The organism is Mycobacterium shunyiense (genome assembly GCF_058270035.1).
In genome coordinates, this window is record NZ_JBZDPT010000046.1 from 23,253 (window position 1) to 47,665 (window position 24,413).

29 protein-coding genes and 1 tRNA gene are annotated in these 24,413 nt (G+C 66.3%); 20 read left to right on the forward strand and 10 right to left on the reverse strand.

Annotated features, from left to right (window positions below; genetic code table 11):
• Positions 1-67: 67 nt before the first annotated feature.
• The 11 genes from clpS to rdgB all read left to right on the forward strand — a co-directional run bounded on the left by clpS (position 68) and on the right by rdgB (position 7,430).
• Entirely contained in the window at positions 68-382 is a 315-nt protein-coding gene (gene clpS, locus AC4ELS_RS26715; RefSeq protein WP_055116122.1) for an ATP-dependent Clp protease adapter ClpS, read from the forward strand.
• A 6-nt stretch (positions 383-388) separates the two neighbouring features.
• Positions 389-967 (forward strand): oxidative stress transcriptional regulator AosR, encoded by a 579-nt coding sequence (gene aosR / locus AC4ELS_RS26720; protein WP_064885691.1) that lies wholly within the window; start codon positions 389-391, stop codon positions 965-967.
• Between the two features lie 6 nt (positions 968-973).
• The gene (locus AC4ELS_RS26725) at positions 974-2,008 is read left to right on the forward strand and encodes a P1 family peptidase (RefSeq protein WP_499050007.1); all 1,035 of its coding nucleotides are present in this window, start codon (positions 974-976) and stop codon (positions 2,006-2,008) included.
• 4 nt (positions 2,009-2,012) lie between these two features.
• Positions 2,013-2,429 carry a M67 family metallopeptidase gene (locus AC4ELS_RS26730; protein ID WP_055116116.1) on the forward strand — a complete coding sequence of 139 codons (417 nt, stop codon included), beginning with the start codon at positions 2,013-2,015 and terminating at the stop codon, positions 2,427-2,429.
• A gap of 19 nt (positions 2,430-2,448) precedes the next feature.
• Positions 2,449-2,721, forward strand: coding sequence for a MoaD/ThiS family protein (locus tag AC4ELS_RS26735; RefSeq protein ID WP_499050011.1), 273 nt, complete (start codon positions 2,449-2,451; stop codon positions 2,719-2,721).
• 2 nt (positions 2,722-2,723) lie between these two features.
• Entirely contained in the window at positions 2,724-3,695 is a 972-nt protein-coding gene (locus tag AC4ELS_RS26740; protein WP_499050014.1) for a cysteine synthase, read from the forward strand.
• 10 nt (positions 3,696-3,705) lie between these two features.
• Positions 3,706-4,374 (forward strand): rhomboid family intramembrane serine protease, encoded by a 669-nt coding sequence (locus AC4ELS_RS26745; protein WP_499050017.1) that lies wholly within the window; start codon positions 3,706-3,708, stop codon positions 4,372-4,374.
• Positions 4,371-5,195, forward strand: a complete 825-nt coding sequence (gene murI, locus AC4ELS_RS26750; RefSeq protein ID WP_055116107.1) for a glutamate racemase — start codon at positions 4,371-4,373, stop codon at positions 5,193-5,195. Before AC4ELS_RS26745 ends, murI begins: the two co-directional genes overlap by 4 nt.
• 64 nt (positions 5,196-5,259) lie before the next feature.
• Positions 5,260-6,027, forward strand: coding sequence for a cyclic nucleotide-degrading phosphodiesterase (locus tag AC4ELS_RS26755; RefSeq protein WP_055116105.1), 768 nt, complete (start codon positions 5,260-5,262; stop codon positions 6,025-6,027).
• Positions 6,028-6,044: 17 nt separating this feature from the next.
• Positions 6,045-6,824, forward strand: coding sequence for a ribonuclease PH (gene rph, locus AC4ELS_RS26760; RefSeq protein ID WP_055116103.1), 780 nt, complete (start codon positions 6,045-6,047; stop codon positions 6,822-6,824).
• Positions 6,825-7,430, forward strand: a complete 606-nt coding sequence (rdgB, locus tag AC4ELS_RS26765) for an RdgB/HAM1 family non-canonical purine NTP pyrophosphatase (RefSeq protein WP_499050020.1) — start codon at positions 6,825-6,827, stop codon at positions 7,428-7,430. It begins immediately after the preceding gene.
• A gap of 196 nt (positions 7,431-7,626) precedes the next feature.
• Here the strand turns inward: rdgB and AC4ELS_RS26770 are convergent, their stop codons facing one another.
• On the reverse strand, positions 7,627-8,853 hold the full coding sequence (locus AC4ELS_RS26770; protein ID WP_499050023.1) for a multidrug effflux MFS transporter: 1,227 nt from the start codon (positions 8,851-8,853) through the stop codon (positions 7,627-7,629).
• Positions 8,854-8,904: 51 nt separating this feature from the next.
• Between AC4ELS_RS26770 and AC4ELS_RS26775 the strand changes: the two genes are divergently transcribed.
• Positions 8,905-9,357 carry a MarR family winged helix-turn-helix transcriptional regulator gene (locus AC4ELS_RS26775; protein WP_254358863.1) on the forward strand — a complete coding sequence of 151 codons (453 nt, stop codon included), beginning with the start codon at positions 8,905-8,907 and terminating at the stop codon, positions 9,355-9,357.
• A 10-nt stretch (positions 9,358-9,367) separates the two neighbouring features.
• Here the strand turns inward: AC4ELS_RS26775 and AC4ELS_RS26780 are convergent, their stop codons facing one another.
• Complete coding sequence (locus AC4ELS_RS26780; RefSeq protein ID WP_064885671.1) at positions 9,368-9,730, reverse strand: DUF3817 domain-containing protein; 363 nt, start codon at positions 9,728-9,730, stop codon at positions 9,368-9,370.
• Entirely contained in the window at positions 9,727-10,107 is a 381-nt protein-coding gene (locus tag AC4ELS_RS26785) for a hypothetical protein (RefSeq protein ID WP_064961189.1), read from the reverse strand. Before AC4ELS_RS26785 ends, AC4ELS_RS26780 begins: the two co-directional genes overlap by 4 nt.
• Before the next feature lie 79 nt (positions 10,108-10,186).
• Here AC4ELS_RS26785 and AC4ELS_RS26790 point away from each other — a divergent pair, with 79 nt between their 5' ends.
• Positions 10,187-10,885, forward strand: a complete 699-nt coding sequence (locus AC4ELS_RS26790) for a DUF6882 domain-containing protein (protein ID WP_064885669.1) — start codon at positions 10,187-10,189, stop codon at positions 10,883-10,885.
• Here AC4ELS_RS26790 and AC4ELS_RS26795 read toward each other — a convergent pair.
• Positions 10,882-11,010, reverse strand: coding sequence for a hypothetical protein (locus AC4ELS_RS26795; protein WP_499050026.1), 129 nt, complete (start codon positions 11,008-11,010; stop codon positions 10,882-10,884). The genes AC4ELS_RS26790 and AC4ELS_RS26795 overlap by 4 nt on opposite strands.
• 3 nt (positions 11,011-11,013) lie before the next feature.
• Between AC4ELS_RS26795 and AC4ELS_RS26800 the strand changes: the two genes are divergently transcribed.
• Positions 11,014-11,097: transfer RNA gene (locus AC4ELS_RS26800), tRNA-Leu, on the forward strand.
• A gap of 45 nt (positions 11,098-11,142) precedes the next feature.
• On the opposite strand, the gene AC4ELS_RS26805 is transcribed toward AC4ELS_RS26800, so the two are convergent.
• On the reverse strand, positions 11,143-11,889 hold the full coding sequence (locus tag AC4ELS_RS26805) for a potassium channel family protein (RefSeq protein WP_064885732.1): 747 nt from the start codon (positions 11,887-11,889) through the stop codon (positions 11,143-11,145).
• 168 nt (positions 11,890-12,057) lie between these two features.
• On the opposite strand from AC4ELS_RS26805, the gene AC4ELS_RS26810 reads away from it, so the two are divergent.
• Complete coding sequence (locus AC4ELS_RS26810) at positions 12,058-12,687, forward strand: nitroreductase family protein (protein ID WP_064885730.1); 630 nt, start codon at positions 12,058-12,060, stop codon at positions 12,685-12,687.
• Positions 12,688-12,709: 22 nt separating this feature from the next.
• Here AC4ELS_RS26810 and AC4ELS_RS26815 read toward each other — a convergent pair whose 3' ends face one another.
• Entirely contained in the window at positions 12,710-14,869 is a 2,160-nt protein-coding gene (locus AC4ELS_RS26815) for a cellulase family glycosylhydrolase (protein WP_499050119.1), read from the reverse strand.
• An 809-nt stretch (positions 14,870-15,678) separates the two neighbouring features.
• On the opposite strand from AC4ELS_RS26815, the gene AC4ELS_RS26820 reads away from it, so the two are divergent.
• The 4 genes from AC4ELS_RS26820 (at position 15,679) to AC4ELS_RS26835 (ending at position 18,084) form a co-directional block, all read left to right on the forward strand.
• A complete protein-coding gene (locus AC4ELS_RS26820; RefSeq protein ID WP_498883347.1) occupies positions 15,679-16,359 on the forward strand; it encodes a TetR/AcrR family transcriptional regulator C-terminal domain-containing protein in 681 nt (226 codons plus the stop codon).
• Between the two features lie 107 nt (positions 16,360-16,466).
• Positions 16,467-16,883 carry a hypothetical protein gene (locus AC4ELS_RS26825; protein WP_499050029.1) on the forward strand — a complete coding sequence of 139 codons (417 nt, stop codon included), beginning with the start codon at positions 16,467-16,469 and terminating at the stop codon, positions 16,881-16,883.
• A 54-nt stretch (positions 16,884-16,937) separates the two neighbouring features.
• Positions 16,938-17,306: a SpoIIAA family protein gene (locus AC4ELS_RS26830; RefSeq protein WP_064885667.1), complete on the forward strand. Its 369-nt coding sequence runs from the start codon at positions 16,938-16,940 to the stop codon at positions 17,304-17,306.
• A 31-nt stretch (positions 17,307-17,337) separates the two neighbouring features.
• Positions 17,338-18,084 (forward strand): alpha/beta fold hydrolase, encoded by a 747-nt coding sequence (locus AC4ELS_RS26835; RefSeq protein ID WP_499050033.1) that lies wholly within the window; start codon positions 17,338-17,340, stop codon positions 18,082-18,084.
• 41 nt (positions 18,085-18,125) lie between these two features.
• Here the strand turns inward: AC4ELS_RS26835 and AC4ELS_RS26840 are convergent, their stop codons facing one another.
• The gene (locus AC4ELS_RS26840; RefSeq protein WP_499050036.1) at positions 18,126-19,016 is read right to left on the reverse strand and encodes a hypothetical protein; all 891 of its coding nucleotides are present in this window, start codon (positions 19,014-19,016) and stop codon (positions 18,126-18,128) included.
• The gene (locus AC4ELS_RS26845; RefSeq protein WP_499050039.1) at positions 19,013-20,794 is read right to left on the reverse strand and encodes a hypothetical protein; all 1,782 of its coding nucleotides are present in this window, start codon (positions 20,792-20,794) and stop codon (positions 19,013-19,015) included. The genes AC4ELS_RS26840 and AC4ELS_RS26845 overlap by 4 nt, the downstream gene beginning before the upstream one ends.
• Positions 20,795-20,906: 112 nt before the next feature.
• Here AC4ELS_RS26845 and AC4ELS_RS26850 point away from each other — a divergent pair, with 112 nt between their 5' ends.
• Positions 20,907-21,836, forward strand: coding sequence for a hypothetical protein (locus tag AC4ELS_RS26850; protein ID WP_448447867.1), 930 nt, complete (start codon positions 20,907-20,909; stop codon positions 21,834-21,836).
• 99 nt (positions 21,837-21,935) lie between these two features.
• Here AC4ELS_RS26850 and AC4ELS_RS26855 read toward each other — a convergent pair whose 3' ends face one another.
• A complete protein-coding gene (locus tag AC4ELS_RS26855) occupies positions 21,936-23,768 on the reverse strand; it encodes a fatty acyl-AMP ligase (protein WP_064885663.1) in 1,833 nt (610 codons plus the stop codon).
• Positions 23,769-23,860: 92 nt separating this feature from the next.
• Positions 23,861-24,409 (reverse strand): DUF4333 domain-containing protein, encoded by a 549-nt coding sequence (locus tag AC4ELS_RS26860; protein ID WP_448447869.1) that lies wholly within the window; start codon positions 24,407-24,409, stop codon positions 23,861-23,863.
• Positions 24,410-24,413 lie beyond the last annotated feature (4 nt).

Genomic DNA, 24,413 nt, shown 5'->3' on the forward strand with positions numbered 1-24,413 from the left:
ACACCAGCAACCGTAGCTGTTCGCAGCTGCTTCAATAGCGCGGCTCCCCGGCCGGTATTGTGGGCCCATGGTTACACCGGCGAAGGCCCGTCCGGGGACCCGCGAGGAGCGCAGCGTCGAGGCGGCGCCCCGGGAAGAGACAGCCACCGAAAGCCCATGGGTGACCATCGTCTGGGACGATCCGGTCAACCTGATGACCTACGTCACCTACGTGTTCCAGAAATTGTTCGGATACAGCGAGCCGCACGCGACCAAGCTGATGTTGCAGGTACACAACGAAGGCAAGGCCGTGGTGTCGGCAGGCAGTCGCGAGTCGATGGAAACCGATGTGTCCAAACTGCACGCCGCAGGGCTGTGGGCCACGATGCAACAGGACCGCTGATCGACTGTGCGTAAATGGAAAAGGGTCGAGACCGCCGACGGTCTGCGCTTCCGCTCGGCGTTGGAGGCCCACGAGGCCGCGCTGCTGTCAAGCCTCGGCACCTCGATGCTGGGCATGCTCGACGAGCGTGGATCGTCTGGGCCCACAGACGAACTCGAGATGATCACCGGCATGAAGACCGGCAATCCGCAGCCGCCCGAGGACGCCACGATGAAGCGTCTGCTCCCGGATTTCTATCGGCCGCAGACCGAGCATCCCGCGGGTTCGGGCACCGCCGAGAGTCTCAACAGTGCGCTGCGCGGACTACATGAACCGACCATCATCGACGCCAAACGCGAAGCGGCCCAACGTTTGTTGGACACCATCCCGGATGGCGGCGGCAAACTCGAGCTGACGCAGGACGACGCCGAGTCGTGGGCCGCGGCGGTCAACGACATCCGGCTGGCGTTGGGAACCATGCTCGACATCGGTGCGCAGGGCCCCGACCAGCTGCCCGCCGAGCATCCGATGGCCGGGCACCTCGACGTCTATCAGTGGCTGACCGTGCTGCAGGAGTACCTCGTCCTCGGCCTGATGGGGAGATAGGACCAGATGGGCTCGATCACCGACGTCGGCGGCATTCTGGTCGGCCACCATCACCGCATCGATCCGGATGTGTCGCTGGGCTCGGGTTGGGCCTCGGGGTCGACCGTGGTGCTGGCCCCGCCGGGAACCGTCGGTGCCGTCGACGGGCGCGGGGGCGCCCCGGGCACCCGCGAGACCGACCTCCTGGACCCGATCAACACCGTGCGCCATGTCGACGCCGTGCTGCTGACCGGCGGCAGCGCCTACGGGCTGGCCGCCGCAGACGGCGTGATGACCTGGCTGGAGGAGCAGGGCCGCGGGGTGGCGATGGACGGCGGCGTGGTGCCGATCGTGCCCGCCGCGGTGATCTTCGATCTGCCGGTGGGCGGCTGGGCGAACCGGCCGACCGCCGACTTCGGATATGCGGCGGCCGCGGCTGCCTCCACCGAGTTCGCCCTGGGCACCGTCGGCGGCGGGGTCGGCGCCCGCGCCGGAGTGCTCAAGGGCGGTGTGGGCACCGCCTCGGTGACGCTGGACTGCGGCGTGACGGTCGGTGCCCTGGTCGTGCTCAACGCCGCCGGTGACGTGGTCGACCCGGCCACCGGTCTGCCGTGGATGGCGGGGCTTATCGAAGAGTTCGGGCTGACCGCCCCGCCCGCCGACCAACTCGCGGCCTACGCCGACCATCACACCGAGTTGAGCGCGTTGAACACCACGATCGCGGTGGTCGCCACCGATGCGGCGCTGAGCCCCGCCGGGTGCCGCCGGGTGGCGGTCGCCGCCCACGATGGATTGGCCCGGACCATCCAGCCGTGTCACACCCCGATCGATGGCGATACGGTGTTTGCGCTGGCGACGGGTGCGGTGACCGTCGAACCGGACGAAAAGACCCCGGTGGCGATGTCACCGGAGACGGCGCTGGTGACCAAGGTCGGGGCGGCCGCGGCCGACGTGCTGGCCCGCGCCGTGCTGGTCGGACTGCTGGCGGCCGCGCCGGTGGCCGGAATACCGACCTACCGTGGCATGTTGCCGGGAGCGTTCGCAGTGAAGGAATGGGAGTGATCAAGTGCTGGTGATCCGCCGGGATCTCGTCGAGGCCATGGTGGCGCATGCCCGCGCCGACCATCCTGACGAGGCGTGTGGGGTGATCGCCGGGCCGGAGGGCTCCGACCGGCCCGAGCGCTTCATCGCGATGGCCAACGCGGAGCGTTCGCCCACGTTCTACCGATTCGACTCGGGTGAGCAGCTCAAGGTGTGGCGCGCGATGGACGACGCCGACGAAGTGCCCGTCGTCATCTACCACTCGCACACCGCGACCGAGGCGTACCCGAGCCGCACCGACACTTCGTTGGCCTCCGAACCCGACGCCCACTACGTATTGGTGTCCACCCGCGACCCCGACGAGCATGAACTGCGCAGCTATCGCATCATCGACGGCGTCGTCACCGAGGAACCCGTCGACATCGTCGAGCAGTACACCTAGTCATAAGGAGGGCTGTCACATGCCTGTTTCAGTTTCGATCCCGACCATCCTGCGTCCGCACACCGGCGGACAGAAACGCGTCAGCGCGTCCGGCGACACCTTGTCGGCCGTGATCAGCGACCTGGAGGCCAACTACTCCGGTATCTCGGACCGGTTGGTCGATAACGGCAAGCTGCACCGGTTCGTCAACATCTACGTCAACGACGAGGACGTGCGGTTCTCGGGTGGTCTGGATACCACTCTGTCCGATGGTGATTCGATCACCATCCTGCCCGCGGTCGCCGGCGGATAACAATGACCCGGCACGACTCACTGCTGCAGGCGCTCGGCAACACCCCGCTGGTCGGGCTGCAGAACCTCTCACCGCGTTGGGACGATGGTGAGGACGGGCCGCACGTGCGGTTGTGGGCGAAGCTCGAGGACCGCAACCCGACCGGGTCGATCAAGGACCGGCCCGCGCTGCGCATGATCGAGCAGGCTGAGCGTGACGGTTTGCTGAGCCCCGGCGCGACCATCCTGGAGCCCACGAGCGGCAACACCGGCATCTCGCTGGCCATGGCCGCGATGCTCAAGGGCTACAACATGATCTGTGTGATGCCCGAGAACACCTCCATCGAGCGGCGTCAGATCCTGGAACTCTACGGCGCGAGGATCATCTTCAGCGCAGCCGAGGGCGGATCCAACACCGCCGTGGCAACAGCGAAAGAGCTTGCGGCGGAAAACCCTTCGTGGGTGATGCTGTATCAGTACGGCAACCCGGCCAACTCCGATGCGCACTACTACGGCACCGGTCCCGAGCTGCTGGCCGACCTGCCCGAGATCACCCACTTCGTCGCCGGCCTCGGTACCACCGGCACCCTGATGGGAACCGGCCGATTCCTGCGAGAGAACGTGCCGGGCGTGCAGATCGTGGCCGCCGAACCTCGCTACGGCGAGGGCGTGTACGCGCTCCGCAACATCGACGAGGGGTTCATCCCCGAGCTGTACGACCCCGACGTGCTGACCACCCGGTTCTCGGTGGGCTCTTATGACGCGGTGAAGCGCACCCGTGATCTGGTGACCCGCGAAGGCGTCTTCGCCGGCATCTCCACCGGCGCGGTTCTGCACGCTGCGCTGGGGATGGGGGCCAAGGCGATCAAGGCGGGCGAGCGCGCGGACATCGCGTTCGTGGTCGCCGACGCGGGTTGGAAGTATCTGTCGACCGGTGCCTACGCCGGTAGCCTTGATGACGCAGAGGATGCGTTGGAAGGGCAGCTATGGGCGTGAGCGGGCAGGAATGACAACCTCGGGACTACCCGCGGCCGGCGCACCGAAGAAACGCCCGGCATGGATTGTCGGCGGCGTCACCATCGTCAGCTTCGTCGCGCTGCTGTACGTGATCGAGATCGTCGACACCGCCATGGGCCACCGGCTGGACCAGGACGGCATCCGGCCCTTACAGACCGACGGCCTGTGGGGCATCCTGTGGGCGCCCCTGCTGCACGGCGGCTGGCCGCACCTGATCGCCAACACCGTGCCCGCGCTGGTGCTCGGCTTTCTCATGACGTTGGCCGGGATGGGGCGATTCATCGCAGCGACGGCGATCATCTGGATTCTCGGCGGCTTCGGCACGTGGCTGATCGGCAACATCGGCCTGCACTGCCCCTACGTGACCGTGCAGTGCACGAGCACTCACATCGGCGCGTCCGGCTTGATCTTCGGCTGGCTGGCGTTCCTGATCGTGTTCGGATTCTTCACGCGCAATGTGTGGGAGATCGTGATCGGTGTCGTCGTGCTGTTCGTCTACGGCGGTGTGCTGTTCGGAGTGCTGCCGGGTAATGCGGGGGTGTCCTGGCAGGGCCACCTGAGTGGCGCCATCGCCGGTGTGGTGGCGGCGTACCTGCTGTCCGGACCGGAGCGCAAAACGCGGGAAGCGCGCAAGAAGCCCAACCAGTTGGCCGTATGAACGACCCACTCGCACCCGTCGGCATCTTCGACTCCGGCGTCGGTGGTCTGACCGTGGCCCGCGCGATCATCGACCAACTGCCCGACGAGGACATCATCTATGTCGGCGACACGGGTAACGGTCCCTACGGGCCGCTGACCATTCCCGAGATCCGGGCGCACTCCCTGGCCATCGGTGACGACCTGGTGGCCCGCGGCGTCAAGGCTCTGGTGATCGCCTGTAATACCGCGTCCTCGGCTTGCCTGCGCGACGCGCGCGAGCGCTACTCACCGGTGCCGGTGGTCGAAGTGATCCTGCCCGCGGTCCGGCGCGCGGTGGCCGCGACCCGCAACGGTCGCATCGGTGTGATCGGCACGGCCGCCACCATCGCCTCGGGCGCCTATCAGGATGCGTTCGCCGCGGCGCGTGACACCGAGGTGTTCGGGGTGGCCTGTCCGCGGTTCGTCGACTTCGTGGAGCGCGGGGTCACCAGTGGTCGCCAGGTGCTGGGTCTGGCCGAGGGCTATCTCGAACCGCTGCAGCGCGCCGAGGTGGACACCTTGGTGTTGGGGTGCACGCATTACCCGATGCTGTCCGGTCTGATCCAGTTGGCGATGGGCGACAACGTCACGCTGGTCTCCTCGGCCGAGGAGACCGCCAAGGACCTGCTCCGGGTGCTCACCGAACTCGATTTGCTGAAGCCGCACGAATCCGGCCCGGCCCGACGGGTGTTCGAGGCCACCGGCGATCCTGAGGCGTTCACCACGCTGGCAGCCCGCTTCCTGGGCCCGGGGCTGGACGGGGCGCGGCAGGTCCGGCGTCACGTGGGGGCCGGAAAATGATCTCCGTCGCCCAAACCGGCGATGTCTTGGCAACGTGCACAGCAAGCATGGCAAGCTAGACACTGTGCGATTGACCATCCTGGGATGCTCCGGCAGCGTTGTCGGCCCGGATTCGGCAGCCTCCGGCTATCTCGTCACCGCACCTGACACGACTCCGATGGTCGTCGACTTCGGCGGGGGCGTCCTGGGTGCGCTGCAGCGCTACGCCGATCCGAATTCGGTCAACGTGTTGCTGTCCCATCTGCACGCCGACCACTGTCTGGATCTGCCCGGCCTGTTCGTGTGGCGGCGTTATCACCCGATCCCGGCCACCGAGCGCGGCCTGATGTACGGGCCGGTCAACACCTGGGCCCGGCTCGGTGCAGCCTCCTCGCCCGAGGGCGGGGAGATCGACGACTTCACCGACATCTTCGAGGTGCGCAACTGGGAGGACGGCACCACGGTGCAGTTGGGCACACTCGACGTGACACCCCGGCTGGTGTGCCATCCGACCGAATCCTTCGGCATGCGCTTCACCGATCCGTCCGGGGCAACCCTGGTCTACAGCGGCGACACGGGGTACTGCGACGCGCTCGTCGAACTGGCCCGCGGGGCCGACGTCTTCCTGTGCGAGGCATCGTGGACACACGATCCGTCCCGCCCGCCGCACCTGCACCTGTCGGGCACCGAGGCAGGGCGCGCCGCCGCCGAAGCCGGCGTCGGTGAGCTGCTGCTCACCCACATTCCGCCGTGGACGTCACGCGAGGATGTGATCAGCGAGGCCAAGGCCGAGTTCGACGGCCCGGTGCACGCCGTACTGAGCGGCGAGACCTTCGACGTCACCCGGCGGTGACCCGCTAGGGTTGGCGGGTGTCCAAGCGAGAAGACGGTCGTCTCGACGACGAACTGCGCCCGGTAACCATCACCCGCGGATTCACATCGCATCCAGCCGGATCGGTACTGGTGGAGTTCGGCCAGACCCGTGTCATGTGCACCGCCTCGGTCACCGAAGGTGTGCCGCGCTGGCGTAAGGGTTCCGGGCAGGGCTGGCTCACCGCCGAATACGCCATGTTGCCCGCCGCCACCCACGACCGTTCCGACCGGGAATCGGTCAAGGGGCGCGTCGGCGGTCGGACCCAGGAGATCAGCCGCCTGGTCGGACGTTCACTGCGCGCGTGCATCGACCTCGGTGCGCTGGGGGAGAACACCATCGCGATCGACTGCGACGTGCTGCAGGCCGACGGCGGCACCCGCACCGCTGCCATCACCGGCGCGTACGTGGCGCTGTCCGATGCGGTCACGTATCTCGCTGCGGCCGGACGGCTTTCCGATCCGCGTCCGCTGTCCTGCGCCATCGCAGCGGTGTCGGTGGGCGTGGTCGACGGTCGCGTGCGTCTGGATTTGCCCTACACCGAGGACTCGCGCGCCGAGGTGGACATGAACGTCGTCGCCACCGACACCGGCACCCTGGTGGAGATCCAGGGCACCGGCGAGGGCGCGACGTTCCCGCGCTCAACCCTGGACAAGATGCTCGACGCCGCACTGGCGGGTTGTGAGCAGTTGTTCGTAGTCCAGCGCGAGGCACTGGAATTGCCGTATCCGGGTGTGCTGCCGGAAGGGCCCGCGCCCAAGAAGTCGTTCGGAAGCTGAGTGCCTGAACTGTTGGTGGCCAGCCGCAACGCCAAGAAGCTGGCCGAGTTACGGCGGGTACTGGATGCTGCCGGGATCACCGGGCTGGACCTGGTGTCCCTGGCCGATGTCGCCCCGTTCGACGAGGCGCCCGAAACCGGTGCGACCTTCGAGGACAACGCTCTGGCCAAGGCACGGGACGGGTTCCGTGCCACCGGATTGGCCTGTGTGGCAGACGATTCCGGTATCTCGGTCGATGCCCTGAACGGCATGCCGGGCGTGCTTTCCGCGAGGTGGTCCGGTGCTCACGGCGACGACGCGGCCAACACTGCGTTGCTCCTGGGGCAGCTGGCCGATGTACCCGATGAACGGCGGGGCGCGGCGTTCGTGTCCGCGTGTGCTCTGGTGTCTGCGTCGGGTTCGACGGTGGTGCGCGGGGAGTGGCCGGGAACGGTGATCCGCGAGCCCCGCGGCGACGGCGGGTTCGGCTACGACCCGGTGTTCCTGCCCGAGGGATCTACGTTGACGGCCGCCGAGCTGTCACCCGCCGAGAAGGACGCGGCATCGCATCGCGGCCGCGCGCTGGCGTTGCTGGTGCCGGCGTTGCGGGAACTGGCCGGGGCTTAGCCAGCTCGCCACGGCGGGCGTTCGTCGCGCCGCTCGTTTGTCGCGCCGCTCGTTTGTCACGCTGCTCGTTTGTCACGCTGGAGTGGCTGTCGCGCCCGAGTGTCACGCTAGCGTGCACAGAATCGACTGCGGCCCAGCCGTTGTCACGCTGGAGTGGCTCCGAAGCTCGGGGGCCACGCTGGCGTGACAAAGCGGGTCAATCGATGGCAACAACCTGACGCCGGGTCAGCAGCAGTGCTCCAGCGCCGATGCAGGCACTGACCAACATGGCCCCCGCCATGGGCAGCGCGGTGTGGTCCCCGCCGAGCCCGACGATCGGTGACACCACCGCCGCCAGGCCGAACTGCAACGCGCCCAATACCGCAGAACCGGTGCCGGCCGCATGGCGGACCTGATCGAGTGCCAGCGATGTCGCATTGGCGGCTACCAGGCCGAGGCTCGCGACCGCACCCCACAACAGCAGCAGCGACGCCCACAGCACCGGACCGAGCATCGCGTCCACCAACAACAGGACCGAAAAGAGGACGAGCAGGCCGACGCCGAGGTGCAGCAGCCGGTGCTGCCCGAATCGGCCGACGATTCTGGCGTTGACGGCATTCACGATCACGATGCCCGCGGCGTTCGCGGCAAAGGCGAACGAATAGTGCAGCGGGGACAGTCCGAGCACGTTCTGAAGCACGAACGGCGAAGCTGCGATGTAGGCGAACATCACGGTGAAGCTGAACGCGAATGCCAGTGTGTAGCCGAGGTAGCCGCGATTGGTCAGCACCGACCGGGCATCGCCGAGCATGGCGCTCACGCCGCCGGTGTGACGACGGTCCTTCGGGTGGGTCTCGGGGAGTACGGCGACGACGCCGATGAACATCGCCACGGCGAGCCCGGCAAGGATCCAGAAGACTCCGCGCCAGCCGATCACACCCATCAGCGATCCACCGATGAGCGGCGCCAGCACCGGTGCGGCGCCGTTGATGATCATCATCAGGCTGAAGGCCCGTGCCGCCACGGCGCCATGGGCGCGATCGGCCACCACAGCGCGGCTCAGCACCACGCCGGCGGCACCGCTGAACCCCTGGACGAACCGGAATGCCGTCAGCGCAGCGATGTTTGGCGCCACCGCGCAGGCCACACCGGCCAGGATGCACACGAAGGTGCCGGCGAGCATCAGAGGGCGCCGGCCGAACCGGTCCGAGAGTGGACCGATGATCAACTGCCCGCTGGCCAGCCCGACCATGAATGAGGTGAGGGTGAACTGAACGGCCGAGGCTGATGTGCCGAACTCGGCGGCCATCGCCGGGAAGGCGGGCAGGTACATGTCGATCGACAGTGGGGCTACGGCGGTGAGCAGGGCCAGCACACCCAGCCAGCTCAGTGGCAGCGCAGGTGTCTGAGGTGGCGTTTCGGTATTTGTGATTCGAGTACTCATGCAGCCTTACATCAATGATTTATATATAAAGTTATATGTAATATAGCTGATATGACGGCCCCTCGAGTACCCAGGGCGATGCGTGATGTGCGTGACACCGCAGCCGCGCTGCGGACGCTGGTCTGGTCACTACGGCGGTTCGGTGAGAGGCAGGTCGGCCTGGAACCGTTGCCGCACTCGGAGTTCGAGGTCATCCGCACGGTGGGAGACCACCCGGGGATCAGTGTCTCCGAGGCCGCCAAAATGCTGGCGCTGCAGCCCAGCAACGTCAGCACCACGGTGCGGAAACTGGTCGAGCGCGGTTTGGTCGATCGCGCTCCCGACGAACACGACCGTCGCTGCATCCGGCTGCACCTGACGGCCAAGGCCGCCGAGCACAAGAAGATGATCGACGCGGCCTGGACCGGCGCCGTCCATGAGCAGTTCGCTCAGATGACCGACGAGGAGGTGGCGACCTTGGTCAAGGCCGGGCCGTTACTTCAGCGGCTCGCTTCGATGGCATAGCCGCTAGATCCTAGAGTTCGAAGCGCTTCTTGAGATCAAGGGTATTGAAGTGCTCGACGATGATGCCCAACAGCGGGATCGTGCCGGCGAGCAGCACACCGATGGTCTTGCCGATAGGCCAGCGGACCTTGACCGCGAGGTTGGCCGTGAACAGCAGGTAGATGAAGTACACCCATCCGTGCACGATGCCGATCCAGCCCGGAGGATTGTCCACCTGCACGATGTACTTGAGCACCATCTCGTAGCACAGCGCGATGAGCCAGATGCCCGTCGTCCAGGCCAACACGCGGTAGCCCAGCAGCGCCTTACGGAGGGTCTCCTTGGGAGTCGAAACCGCCGGCGTGACCTCGGCGCCCGGTTCTGGTGCGGTCATCTATCGGTCCTGTCTTTCTTCTCGGGCTGGTCGGACTTGGCCAGCTCGGCGAGGTAGGCGTTGTATTCGGAAAGCTCGTGGTCGCCGGCATCGGTGGCCGCGGCCTTGGGACGCTCCGGCAGCAGCCCCGCGGGAATCTCGGTGACATCGCCGCTGGGCCGTTCCGGTGGGGCGTCCTCGTAGCGGACGAACTTGTAATAGGCGTAAAAACAGAACCCGGCGAACATCGGCCACTGCAGGGCGTAGCCCAAATTCTGGAAGGTGCCGGAGGCGGATTCGTAACGCGTCCACTGCCACCACGCCAGCGCCAGGCAGCCTGCGGCGCCAAGGCACACCAGCGCGATGAGGGCTGGTCTCCTACGCCGTGTAGTGGACATTCGTCCATGGTACGGCGCGGGTGACGGGCGTCGAAAATACGTGCCTGAAAGGGTGGTTAGCGCCACTTAGGCTTTTCGGATGCTGCTCTATGACCTGCTTCTCGACGCTGCGATCGTCCAAGCGGAAACGCAAGCTCATCTCTCCGACCTCATCGGCGAGAATTCGCCGTATGACGGGGACTGGAGCCTCGATCTCAGCGCCGGCGTGTTCTCGAAGGCTTCGACCAGCGGTGCCGACCCATTTGTTGCTCGGGCTGAACTGCTCGGCTCCGCGGCGCAGGGACCTGGCACCTGGCTGTGGGCATGGGCGAATTCCGCCTACCCGCCCTCGATCGTCGAGAGCAGCGCACTGATCCGTAACTTCGGAGAGCAGTACGAAGTCGCCGAGTTGCGTGACGCGGAAGTGCCACTCGGTGAAGCTGAGCCGCGTGAGTACGCATGGTGGATGGGTGGGGTAGCGGCGCTTCTTCTCGGGCAATTGCCCACCTACACCTTCGACGCCGACGGCTCCACCATCGGCGCAATTGTTCTCGCGGATGATCGGCTGCGGTTGCCCGAGCCGACCGTGCCCCGGCTGATGCGTAGCGTGGGAGAGGCGTTGCAGGCGCTGCCGGTCGCGCCCCGCAGCGTGTGGGCATGGGGTGACGTGCGTGGGGTCCAGGTCGACGAGATTCCGGGAGGCCTGCGGATCGCATTGCCCGACGGCCATGCCGAGTTTCGGTTCGACGAACAGGACAGGCTGATCGACATGTCTGGTCAGGCGCGCCCGTCCGATTAGACCTTGGGGCCGATGAACTCGTCGAGGCAAACGTTGGCGTCGTCGTCTCTCTCGACCGCCGACGAATCAAACGTATCGGCGGCCTCCGACAGATCTGGCTGTGCTTCGGGCTGTAAGATCGGCACGCCGCGGGCGTGATGAAATTGGCATACATGCCGGCTTTAGGTGCCGGTGCTCGAGAGAGCGTGTGGGTTCGAGTCCCACCGCCCGCACTCTTCAGGCGTTCTCATACCTGGTGCCGCATGCGGTACCAGGTTTCACGGCTGGTGGTCGCTCGCAGAACCGTCGCCGGTGGGCTCCCGACGCAGTTCGTCCCGCAGCGACGCGATCTCGGCGCGCAGGTCATTGATATGGGCTGCCGTCACGGCTGCGCTGGCGGCGTCGTCGACGGCCACGGTCTGCACGATCCACGACGCGATCGTCGCGGTGATCGAGCCGACCAGGCTGATCCCGCCGATCATCAGCAGCGCGGCGATGACTCGCCCGGTGGTGGTCACCGGATACATGTCGCCGTAGCCGACGGTCGTGATGGTCGTGATCGCCCACCAGACCGCGTCACCGAAGTTGGTGATGTGGGCATCAGGGGCGTCGCGTTCGGTCTGGAGGACAGCCAACGATGCGACGTACACGAGCAGGATCGCGCCCGAGATCGTGTACAGAATGACCTTGCCACGGATCGCGTGGCCGACAGCTTTCTGAAGCACACCGATCAACACGATGAGGCGCAACAGTCGCAGTGGCCGCAGCAAGGGCAACACCACGATCGCCAGGTCGACCAAATGGGTCCGGAACCAGTGCTTGCGGTCGTCGGCCAGATACAGCCGGGCCACATAGTCCACGGTGAACACAGCCCAGGTGATGAGAGTCGCCAGCTCGACAGCCCGCGCCGCCACCCCATGCGGCTGCACCAGCACCTCCACCGAGTATGCGGCGAGAAACACCGCGGCCACCGAGGCCAGCGGCCACTCGGCACGTGCCTCCCACCTGTCGAGGCGCTGTTGCATGATCACCGCAAAAGTGTGCGGCACAAATCCGCGGCTAGGTCAGGCAACCCCGTAGATCAGGCCGAAGGGTTGCGCGCCGACAACGGAGTGAGCCTTCTTCCGAGAATGGCTTCTGAGGTGACTGGCCATGTTGAAATTGTGGCCATGACGCAGCACGAGGCTTTGGCCATGCCACTCGAAGAGGCGATGCGTACTCAACGGGCGATCCGTCGACTCAAGGTTGATCCCATCGATGACACGCTTCTGCTTCACATTCTGGAACTCGCGATGAAGGCGCCGACGGGCTCGAACGCTCAGAACTGGGAGTTCATCGTCGTCAAGGACCGCGAAGTCGTCGCGAAACTCGGCCGATTGAATCGCCGAGCCTTGAAGTTCGGCGGACCGATCTACAAGCGCTTCGTTGTGCGCAATATGAATGACCAGATGCTCCGGATAGAGAAGGCGGTGCAATGGCAGGCAGATCATTTCGACGAGATCCCCGTCGTGGTCGTCGCCTGCCTGAAGGGTGTCATTCCGCTGTGGCCATCGGTGGCGGTGAGCAGCGCCTACGGTTCAATTTTCCCCGCGGTGCAGAACCTCTTGCTGGCGGCACGCGCAGCCGGGTTGGGCGCGGCGCTGATCACCCTGCCGTTGTGGAGCAAGCTGTTGGCGCGGCGCGCTCTGGGCCTGCCGTGGAACGTCACTCCGTGTGCGGTCATCCCGCTGGGCTGGCCCAAGGGCAAGTACGGGCCGACGACACGTCGGCCGGTCGGAGAATTCGTCTCGCTCGATCGCTACGGCAATAGAGCGTTTCTGTAGGCTCGCGACCGGCCGGCACGGATTACACCGTCGTCACCGCGGACCCGTCGGGGTTGGCGGTGACGACGACGTGAACCTCGCTTGCGCCTTCATCCGACGCGATCACCAACTTGGTGGCGTTGGGGGCAGAGACGACGTGGCCTCCGGTGACCGTCACCTGATAGCCGTTGGGGAACTGGACGGAAGGGGTCGCGATCGTGGTTTCCGATCCCGCGGCGAAGTTTCCTGTGCCGTCGGCTCTTTGGGTGGAGTAGGTGTAGTCGAACGTACCGTCGTCGAACGACCATGACTGCGGGGTACCGGACGTCACCTGCGGATACGGTTGCGCGAGCGTCTTCAGGTTCGCGGTGTTGACGTTGTCACCTTCCGGCGGCAGGCTCGGGTCGTACACCAGCGCCTCTTCCTCCGGTGGAGCGAAGGTCGTGATGTCGCCGACGCCCGTGTAGCTCCACTCGGTCCAGCCGAACATGTGCTGGTCTGCGGGATCCATGGATCCGATGATGCGTGCACTGTCCGAACTGCCGCCGAACTCGCTCATGAATGCCGGGATGCCATGGGCCGCCGCGTAAGCCTGTGCATTGTCGGAGATCAGTTGGGCGTTCGGGAAGGAGCCCAGCGGCCCCAGTGACACGTAGTCGTAGGCGTGATACGACAGGACGCTGTTCGGGTCGTCGATGGTCCCGAGGTACACGGGGAAGCCCAGGTTGGTGTCGGCGTCGGGCTCGAAGTACACCGTCGTGTTCGGATCGGCGGACCGGATCGCGGCATCCACCTGGTTGTAGAACGGGGTCAGCTGCTGAGCTGAGAAGAACGGGCTGCCGAACATGGTCGGCAGCATCTGGGAGGCGCCCGGGTATGGCTCGTTCATGATCTCGTAGCCGACGACGCCGGGCTCGTCCTTGAAGTAGTACGCCACGTGCTGCCAGGTCTGGGCGTAGTGGTTCTCCAGACCGACTCCATCGGATGCTGTGGAGTTGGACCAGAACGCATCCCAGGCGTGCTGTTCGGCCGGGTTGAGGAACTGGGTGAGCGGAAAGCCCAGAATGGGGTTGGGAAGTCCGCCGGTCTGGGTCGCCCACTCGGGCGCGCCCTCGCCGCCGAATGTGGTCCCGTACGTGTCCTGGTGCATGTCGAGGATGACGTAGACGCCATGGGCGTTCAGCGTCTGCACGGTCTGCTGGATCGAGGCCAGGTATTCGTCGTCGTAGACGCCGGGTTCGGGTTCCACGGCGGCCCAGTTGATGCCGAGCCGCACCACGTTGAAACCGTTGTCCGCCAAGAACTGTGCGTCGTCGTCGCTGAATCCGGACGCGGACGGCTCGTACGGCGGCACCTTGTAGACCATGTTGACCCCGTGCAGAATGACGACCCTGCCCTCGCTGTCGGTGATCCACTTGCCGGTGGTGCCGAGTGAGGTGTCGCCACTTGCCGGCGTGTCGGCCCGGGTCCCGTAGTGGCCGACCGTTCCGTGCTCGCCGAACAGTCCGTCGTTGCCGCCCGCTCCGCCCAATGCTGCGAGTCGTGTTGAAGCGCCACCGATTCCGCCGTCACCTGCATCCCCGCCGTCACCGCCGCTGCCCAGCAGGGCCGCGCCGTCGCCGCCGTCACCACCCCGGCCTCCGTCGGTGCCGCTGCCTCCATCGCCGCCGGCGCCCCCGATACCGAACGCCAAACCGGTAGCCGAACCACCTTCGCCGCCGGCACCACCGGCGCCGCCCGCGACGCCGTCGCCACCATCGCCGCCGGCACCACCCAGGCCCATCAGGAATCCGCCGGTGCCACCGGTCCCGCCGTCGCTGCCGGCGCCTCCGTCACCGCCCCTCCCGCCGTCGCCCAGGAAGCCGGCCGTGCCGCCGTTGCCGCCGCCGACACCGGCGGCCGTGCTGCTCCAGGCGTCTCCTCCGTCACCCAGCAGCCATCCGCCGGCGCCGCCGTCGGGATTGGCGGCGGTTCCGTCGGCACCGTTGCCGATGACGTAGGACCCGGCCACGGTGTTGATGGCGCCGTCGACCTGCCGACCCAGGTCACTGTCGATCCAGTTCTGGATACCATCGTGCACCGGTGTGTACACGGCCTGCTGGAACCATGCGGTTGCATCAGTGGGGGCCGGCTGTGCCTTGGCAGCAACAGTTTTCGCCGAAGTTGAGGAACCGGAGAGCTCGCGACGTGCTGCCGCCAGCATCACCCAGGACAGTGGGGGGTCGGCCGGGGCGGTCGGGGTGTTGCCGACGGCCGGGCTGTTCACCGCCGCGAACAAGTGCGAGATCGCCGTTGCGACGGCGCTGATCGGATCGTGCGGGGGCGTGGTGGTCGGTGTTGTCGTCGTCAGTGGCTTCGTCACGGGTTCTGCGGTGCCGGCCGGGGCAGCGGCCTGCGTCGGTGCGGGGGCCTTCATGCGCGACGCAGGCTTGGGTGTGTCGGTCGCAGTGGGCGTTGCCGTGTTCGGTGCCACCTCGGCGCGCGGGGCGTCAGGCCGGGTTGCGGTTCTCGGAGCCGACGACTCAGTCGAGGACCGGCCGGTGGTCTTCTTCTTTTTCGGCGTCGTCGCCGTGGCGTGCTTGCTCTTGCCGGAGGCTGCTTGTACACGGTTCTGCAGCTCGTGCGTGAGCCCGGTGAGGGGGCGCGAAGCCTGATCTTCGGCGCGTTTGATCCGGACTCGCGGACCGGGATCTGCGGCACCCGCACCTGTGGTGCCGCCGGCGCGACTACTCGTCGAGCCGGCGGATGAATCGCTTGTTGTCGAGCCGTGGGGGTCGGCCCATGCCGCCCCGATTCCCGAGGTCATGGCCACGCCGACCCCTAACGCGATGGCCAAACCGCCGACCCGACCGATGTACGCAGACGCTTTCACGGGGTCTTGTATACGTCGCCGAAACCGAAGGTGGAGCGGAATCGGAGAAATTTTTCCCGCGACGGGTAAAAATGCCCGGTTCATGCCCGCCGATGGTTGTCGTCCCCGACCCCACGGCGCGGGTAACTAGGCTGGCTGATGTGAGTGCCCACGATCTCGACAGCGGCGACGCTGCCGCAGCGCGAGTTCGGCGAGGGCGTCCGGCGCGGATCAACCGCGAGCAGATCGTTGCTGCCGCTCTTGGTGTCCCCCCGGCGGCGTTGACCATGCAGGCGGTCGCCGACGTTCTGGGCGTCGACCGGAAGTCGGTCAAATACCACATCGGCGATCGAGAAACCTTGTTGGCGCTCATGGCATCAGCGGTGTTCGAGGCGGAGTTCGATCGTGTCCCACCACCGGTCGACGGCGACTGGCGTGATGTGTTGCGGTGGTACGCGTACCGGGCGCGCAATGCGATAACTCAACTCGGTGTTCACGACGCGTTCCCGATGGAGGGCGCGATCGGCCTCGCGGCGTTGGACCAAGCCGAATTCGTCCTCCACGCTCTGGTCGACGCGGGCTTCGCCGTCGAGCAGGCAGGCCGGGCCGCCAACACCATCGCCGAGTTGGCACTGTCCGCGGCCCGCGATTCTCTGTTGCGCGCCGGAAGAGGCATGCATCCGCAACACGAAGAGGCCTTGGCGGCCATACACATTGGCGACGGAAACACCTACGAGTTACTGCAGCAGGTTCTGGCGGCGATGTCGGCGGAACCTGACGAGGACGCGCAGCTGGAGTTCAACCTCGATGTGGTCATCGCCGGGCTGACGACGATGCTGTGAGCAAGCTGCCGGGGTGCTGATCGGTTCTGGCGTACAGACCGTATCGTTCCATCTCGTCAAGCGGCGAAGGCGCGGCGCGCGCTCGTCAGCACCGAAGGAGTCGATACATGGGCAAGCGGTTGATCGCAGTGATTCTGGCAGTGATGGCGGTCGCCGTGGGCTGCGGCAAAGGTAACGATGCGGACGCCGCGGTCGTCACACCCGGCCACGACCAGACATCGCCGTCGGACGCCTACACCGCCTCCGCCCAGGAGGGGCCCGACGAGAACGGTGGGAAGACCTGGGTCCCCGTGATTCGCGACGAAGCCGGTCAGGAGGTCTTCCACGACCACTCCTCCTACCGCACCCCCGGGGTGATGATCACCTGGTTACCCACCGAACCTGAACAGCTCTGGGTGTATTCAGACGAAGATGGGATCTACCGGATCGCTCCCGGCAGCCACGGTGGGTGGACCAGGAGCGCCGTCAAACGCGAGAACGTGCCGTCGGAGATATCCAACCTCTGGGAGTCTTCCCGTTCCTGAATCAACGCACCGCCGATCGGGTGCAGACTCGAGTGCGAGACGGAGGGAGAACCAATGATCGATGTCCTTCCCGACATGCCCGAGGGCGTGTTCGGTATTCGGGTGTCAGGCCGGGTGCGCGGTGATGACCTGCGCGACTTCCGGCCGACGATGGACGAATTGCTGAAGACCGGAGAGATCCGGATCGTCGAGGTCATCTCACCGGACTACGAGGGCTTCGGACCCGGTGGGCTGGTCGAGGATATGAAGCTCGGCTTCGGCGCGCTGCTCGGGCACCACTCGGCATTCAAACGGATCGCCGTCGTGTCCGATAGGGAGTGGGTTGCCCATGCGATGCACGCGTTCGCCTGGATGATTCCGGGAGACCTCAAGGTCTTCGGGCTGGGTGAGCTCGATGCCGCCAAGGAGTGGGCTGCGGGCTGAGATCGACGCCAGTCGTGCCACGATGTCGGGCATGACGATCGTTCTGGTGCACGGTAATCCGGAGACTGACGCGATCTGGGGTCCGCTGGTCGATGCGCTTGGACGCAAGGATGTCGTGCGATTGTCACCGCCGGGATTCGGGGCTCCGCTACCTGACCGCTTCTCGGCGACATATGCGGCCTACCGGGACTGGCTCGAAAGCGAGCTTGAAGCCATTGACGAGCCGGTTGACCTTGTCGGACACGACTGGGGTGGTGTGCACGTGGTGAACGCGATGATGCATCGACCCGACCTGGTGCGCAGCTGGGCAAGTGACATCGTCGGAGTGTTCGACGCCGAATACCAGTGGCCTGACATGGCCCAGGCATGGCGGACGCCCGGCAAGGGCGAGCGGCTCGTCGAGAACATGCTGGGCGGCACGGTCGAAGACCGGACCGCGGTGTGGGCCGCGCTGCTGCCGGAGGACATCGCAGCGTCGATGGCACAAGCTCAGGGACCGGATATGGGGCAGGCGACCCTGCGGCTGTACCGCTCGGCGGGAATGCCCGGTGACATGGCCGAAGCAGGCGGCGGGTTGGAGCGGGCCAGTGCCCGCCCGGGACTTTCGCTACTGGCGACGGCGGACCCATACGTCGGGTCTGAAGAAATCCGGCGTCGTGCAGCCAGCCGAGCCGGCGCCTCCACCGAGGTGCTCGACGGACTGGATCACTGGTGGATGGTGCAGGATCCAGCCCGCGGTGCGGCTGCGCTTTCACGCTTCTGGGAATCACTCGATTAGCCGGGGATCTGTGCCCGCGGCGAGTCGGCGACCGCCAGTGTTCATTCGTCGCCTGCTCCGGCGGACAAGTCGATCCGGATGTCCCAGAGGTGGACGTGGCCGGGAATCTGCTGCTCCATGAACGCTGACCAGTCCTCGTACTTGTCTGCCTCGGCTTGCCACTGATCTGCCTCGACATCGCGGCCGACGCACCGCAAGGTATCGGCCACGTGGCGTTGCAGTGCTTGCCCCGAGTCGTGCATGCAGATTTCGTCGAGCATCTCGATTGCTTGCCGCGCGACGCCCTCGATCGCGTGATCCACTCGGTGCCGTGCCACCTCTGCGAACTTCAGCTCGGCGACCGCCCAGTGGAACGCCGCGTCGCCGGCCCGCATCGGGTGGTACATCTCCTCGCGCTCGATCAAGTTGGCGGCCAGTTCCTGGGCGAGGGTTATCGACTCCTCTGACGGCGCAAGGAATTCGATCAACCTACGAAACGTCCAGAGCATCAACTCGGGCATGGCGGTATCGACCTCCCGGGCGAGCGCCACGGCCTGCCGATAGGCGGATTCCGCGCCGTCGACGTCGTCCAGCTCCGCCAGGATTTCGCCGAGATCGATACACAGCTCTGCGGCATGAACAATGCGGCCACCCTCCATGGACACATCCACCGCAGCGCGAAGGTCCGCCGCCTGTTCCTCGAGCGGTTTCGGTGGTGGTTGCGTCGCTCGCGCGAGGTCGTCGCGCTTCCTGCTGATCCGGCTGAGTTCGTCGGCGATCTCTGACACCGTGTCGAAATCCGTACCCTGCATCAGCCCCGGATCGAGCATGTCGAAGACAAGCCGGCGTGCCTCGCTGTAGTGATGCAGTGCCGCTTGCAGCTCTCCCGCAGCGAGTGCCTCATCGCCCAGCCGTTCGAGCTCATCAGCTGACAGGGGCATGGGCTCGGTCATCGGGCTACCTCCGTCCCGTCGACGCCGGCGGCCAGCACGATGATGTCATCGAGCGCCTCCGACAACAGGATTCGATCCTCGGGGCCATCGCACTGCGCGGCCATCCGGGCCTGGACGAACAGCAGCTGCGTGAGCCGACTGAACACGAGGGCGTCGGTTGTGCGGGTCAGCGCCTGCACCGCCCGGTTGTCCCAATTCACCACCAGATGCGGGAGGTCGCCGCACCCCGGCGAATCGGCGTCGATCTGGCCGTGACCGATGAAGACGGCAGGCAGGTCCGTCGATGGAAACCGGCGCACCACCACCCGGCCACCCGACGCCTGCAGCGCGTGACTGCCACGCCGTTCCAATGCCGCCACGGCAGCGCCGGCGTCGGCGGACGGCACCGTCAGCGCCGCCACCTCGGACGCCGGATAGGCCCGTGTGACGGTGACCCCGGACATCACCTGCGGCAGCATGAGCAACACTTCCTGGTCGAGAGCGTGGCCCGCGTTGACGACGATCCGACCACCTGGGTTGAAGCTCGCGATAGTGCGAAACTCCTTGACCGACGCGGCGAAAAGGACGTTCGGGTTCCGGTTGACGATGTCGACCAGACGCAGGTGTCCTTCTGTTGTCTGCATGGTCAGCATCGGCAGCACCACTTCGGCCAGCTCACGATTCTCCGCGTCGATGCAGTGCGTCGCAGCGGATCTGAGCTCGAGTTCGTTGTCGGTGACGAACTCGGCGAAGCGCTCGGGATCGGTGTCGGCCAGGGAATGCAGCCACTTCAGCGCCGTGGTTGCGAGCGCGCGCCGAGTCCCGGCCTGTACTGCGTTGTTCATGATGGCCTCGCGGCTGGCGGTCGGCTCCAGCTTGGTGGAGTTGACCACCGCCCAGGCGAAGAACGCCCATGACGGCAGCAGCGCACCTTCGGCGTCATCGACAAGCATGTCGTTGACATAGACGCGATTGCGGCGGACGGACGTGGTCCGGCGCGACGGAGTTCCGATGTACACCACGCCTTCTAGTCCCAGGTCTTCGTCGGCAATCTCGATGGCATCGAACTGCCTACCCACCCCGACGCCGCCGTAAACGGGCGAGACACCCTGCAACACACCAGATCGGTGAGCGCCGAAGTCGCGTACCCACGGATACTCACGCGAAACTTCCTTCGGACCTTGGCTTGTCAGCACCTTGATGGCCACCGGAAGGAACTCGGCATACTTCTGCACGAGCGGGCTCACCTGCTCGGCCCGCGCCCACCCGACCATGTCTGGGCGCGGCCGCAACCGCACAGTGGTACCGACCGCCGATTCGTCGGTGGTGGTTCGGATCGTGTAGGTGCCGTCGCTGCGGCCGACCCACTCGATCGGGTCCGCGCCTGTCGCGCTACGCGAGGCGACGGTGATCTCGTCGGCAATCAGGAAGCAGCTCAGCAAGCCTATTCCGAACTGGTCGATGTACGTCCGACGACTCCGCTGCAGTTCGTCGCTCTTCGAACTGGCGCCGACGGTCGCGAGGAACTGCTCGACCTGTGCCGGGCTGACCCCGATTCCGGCGTCGGTGAGTGCGAACTCGTCGGCGGGTGAGTGCGGCGAGGCCACTCCGTAGGGAGAGATCGTGATGACGCGTGGCGCGGGTACGTCGTCAAAGGCGTCTCGGGCCGCGATGGCATCCACCGCGTTCTGGATCAGCTCCCGCACATAGACGCCGGGGCTGGAATACAGGTTCTTGCTGAGTAGTGCGATCACCCCGCCGAGATTCACTCGGAAGTTCTGTTGCTGAAGCTCGGACATCCCCGGGCCCTCCTGTGTCGGCTCGTTTGAGAACCGGACAGATTCGCATGGGGTACCGACAGGTCGGGGCGCTCCGAACTGGTGCCGAGACGGTGCCCGCGACGGTGCGATCATGGATGGGTCGATCAGCATCATCACGGGGGGCAGCATGGGGGAGTCGTCGACGAGCGGGAGCGAGCCGACTGTCAGCACCGATGACCGGCATCGGTACGTGCGCCGGCTGGCGTTGGAATCGTTGGAACGTCGCGGTGTACGGGTGCGTCCGGCTCCCCAGGACGCACTGGGCGACGACTGTTTCATGGACCAGACGGGAAATCACTACCGGCTGTACAACCTTCAGCTCCAATGTGCGCAGCGTCCGCCGGTCGAGTGGGCAAGCGCTGTCGAGTTTCATTTCGATCAGCAGTTCGCCGGTCGCTCCGATCCCGGGCCGGCCGAACTGACGGAGGGCGAATTTCTGGCGCAGGTTCGCACACGCCTGCAGACGCCGGACACCTCGGGCATGACCTCGATGCGGTACGCCCGCCCGGCGTTCGACGGTCTGGTCGCCGAGCTGAGTCGTGACCTGCCGACGGTGGTGAAGACGGTGGGTGACGACGACGTCGCCGGCCGCGACCTGAATTTCCTCTACGAGGTGGGTCAGCGCAACACCGATGCCGAGCCCGTGACCGTACAGGCGTTGGACCGCAACGTGTTTGCGTTGACCGGAGATTCCTTCTTCATCGCCTCGAAGGCTCTGAACTTGCCCCGGCTGATCGAGACGGTGCTCGGGGGAGTGGCACCGCTGGGGGTGGTGTTCAGCGTGCCGCATCGCAGTCTGCTGTTCCTGCATGGCGTCGGTGAGTCCACGGCTGATGCAGTCGGTTGGCTCGCGTCGGTGACGGTAGGGCAGACCGAGAACCCGCCCGGCGGGGCCGTCAGTCGCGACACCTATTTCTGGCACGGCGGCGCGGTGCAGCGGATCACCGAGATCGACACACGGGTCCGAAGCATCAGTCTGCTGCGCGACGGGGCGTTCGCTGAGGCGATGGGGCAGCTGTAGCCGAGATCAACGCCATGGTCGCGCCAGGCGCCGGATAACGACCGTAGCGTCGCATTCGGCGCGGCCGACGCTCAGGCGTCAACCTCGCCGAGCGCGAACCTACTTGTCGAACTTCCCGCTCAAATACTCGACGCGGCAAGCGTTTCGGGCGAGCTTGCCGCTCGTCGTCCGGGGGATCACGCCGGCTGCGACCATGCGCACATCGGCGACCCGGATCTGGTGGTGGCGGGACACTGCCGCGCGCACCGCGTCGACGATCGGGCCGGGCTCGGCGCGTCCGGCTCCGGCGGCCCGCTCGGCGACGATCACCAGTTCTTCACCGCGGTCCCCGTTGACCGAGAAGGCGGCGACATAACCCGAGCGCACGGCGGGCGATGACGCGCTGACCGTCGTCTCGATGTCGTGGGGGTAGTGGTTGCGTCCGTCGATCAGGATCATGTCCTTGATCCGGCCGGTGAGGTACAGCTCGCCATCGATGTAGACGCCGAGGTCGCCGGTGGCCAGCCAATGGCCGTTGTCGGGCACCTCTTCGGCGTGGCTGCCGGTGGTGAGTCGGGTCTGCAGCTTGTTGGCGAACACCCGCTCGCTCTCGTCGACGCGACCGAAATAGCCCTGGCCGACGTTGTTGCCGTGCAACCAGATTTCGCCGACAGTGCGGTCGGGCAGTTCGTCGCCGTCGGGACTGGCGATCACTGCCCACTGGTTCGGAATCGGCTGTCCGCAGGACACGTGGGCCACGGCGCCTTCGTCGGTGGCTGCCACGGTTACCGCGCGCCCGGCGCTGAGCTGGTCGCGGTCGAGGTACACCGCGCTGGCCGCGGCGCTCGGCGCGATGCTGGCCACCGACAGGGTGGCCTCGGCCATGCCGTAGGACGGCTTGATCGCGGTCGCGGGAAGCCCGTACGGGGCGAACGCGGTCGTGAACTTCTCGACGGCGGCCATCGTGACCGGTTCGGATCCGTTGAGGAGGGTGACGACGTTGGACATGTCCAGCGTCTCACCCTCCGGCGGCAGGCCCCGTTCGGAAGCCAGCTCGAAGGCGAAGTTGGGGGCCGCGGCGAAAGTGCGTCCGTGGGCGGCCTCTTCGGCCAACCGCTTGATCCAGCGGTACGGGCGGCGGACGAACGCCATCGGGTCCATCAGGCTGATGTGGCCACCGCACAGCGCCGGGAACATGATCATGATCAGGCCCATGTCGTGGTAGAGCGGCAGCCAGCTGACGCTGCGGATCCCCGTGTCGAGGTCGCCGGCCAGGATCATCTGGATGACATTGGTGCACACGTTGCGGTGGGTGATCTCCACCCCGGCCGGGGTGCGCGTCGACCCGGATGTGTACTGCAGGTAAGCGATGTCGTCGGAGTCGACCGACGGGCTGACATACATCTCGGCCAGCGTGTCCGGCACGGCATCGACGGCGATCATGCGAGGCCGCTCGGCGGCGGGCAGAGTCTTGATGAAGTTGCGGACCGATTCGGCCGCTGCAGTGGTGGTGAGCACGACGGTGGGCTTGGCGTCGGCCAGCACCGCGGCCAGTCGTTCGGTATGACCGGCCAGGGCCGGCGCGAACAGCGGGACGGCGATGTTGCCGGCGTGCACGGCGGCGAAGAAGGCCGCGACGTACTCGACACCCTGCGGGGCCAGGATCGCGACCCGGTCGCGGGGCTGGGTGACCTGCTGCAGTCGGGCGCCGACGGCGCACACCTGCGCCCACAGAGCGTTCCAGCTGAGCTCGACGGCTTGCCCGTCCGGATTGGTCGAGTAGTCGAGGAATCGGTAGGACGGCTCATCTCCGTAGATGAACCGGTTGCGATCCAGGAACGACGTCAGGGTGACGCCGTCGGGTACGACAATCGTGCCGTCATCGCTGACGTAGTTCTCGATGTTCGACGTCGACGTATCAACGGCACTGGTTGCGAAGGGATCCCGACCCATGCCGTAAGACTAATAGTGACTCTAATAAAGCCTGGCAGCGCGGTCCGGTGTGGGTTGTCACGAGGTCTGCAAAATGTGTCGTGCGTCTCTTTTTACCGCGGCCCATCCACGGCATAAGTGCCGTTATCGTCGGTGAACTCGACGATCACCCTGCGCAGCGTGTCATTTATCTCAACTGCGCATGTGAACGTCGATCCGGCCCGCACGACCGGATTCCGGCCGTTGTTGCACGCCACCGCGACGACGCGGTTGGCGCCGTAACCGTTGATCGGATCGGACAGGATCTGTGCCACTCCGGACTCGGCCTGATGGACGTCGAGTCGGGCGCTGTTGGTGTCCGCGCGGCTCCACGCCCACAGCCCGGTGCCGATCACCGCGACTGCCACGACGGCGACGGCCGCACCGATGAGCAGACGCCGGTCGGGTTGCCGGGGCTCCGGCCGCGGAGTCGGCGGCGGTGCGGGTCGCGGTTGGTGTTGGGGCGACGGCGCGGGCCACGGGTGGTGCTGAGGCGACGCCGGTTGTCGCGGGGGTGGTGGCGTCCAACCCCGCCGCGGCGGCGGAGCGCCCGGTGGCGGCGTGCCGCCGGGCAGGGGTGCGCCGCCCGGCCGCGCCCACCACGGCTGTTCGGGACCGCTCATCGGT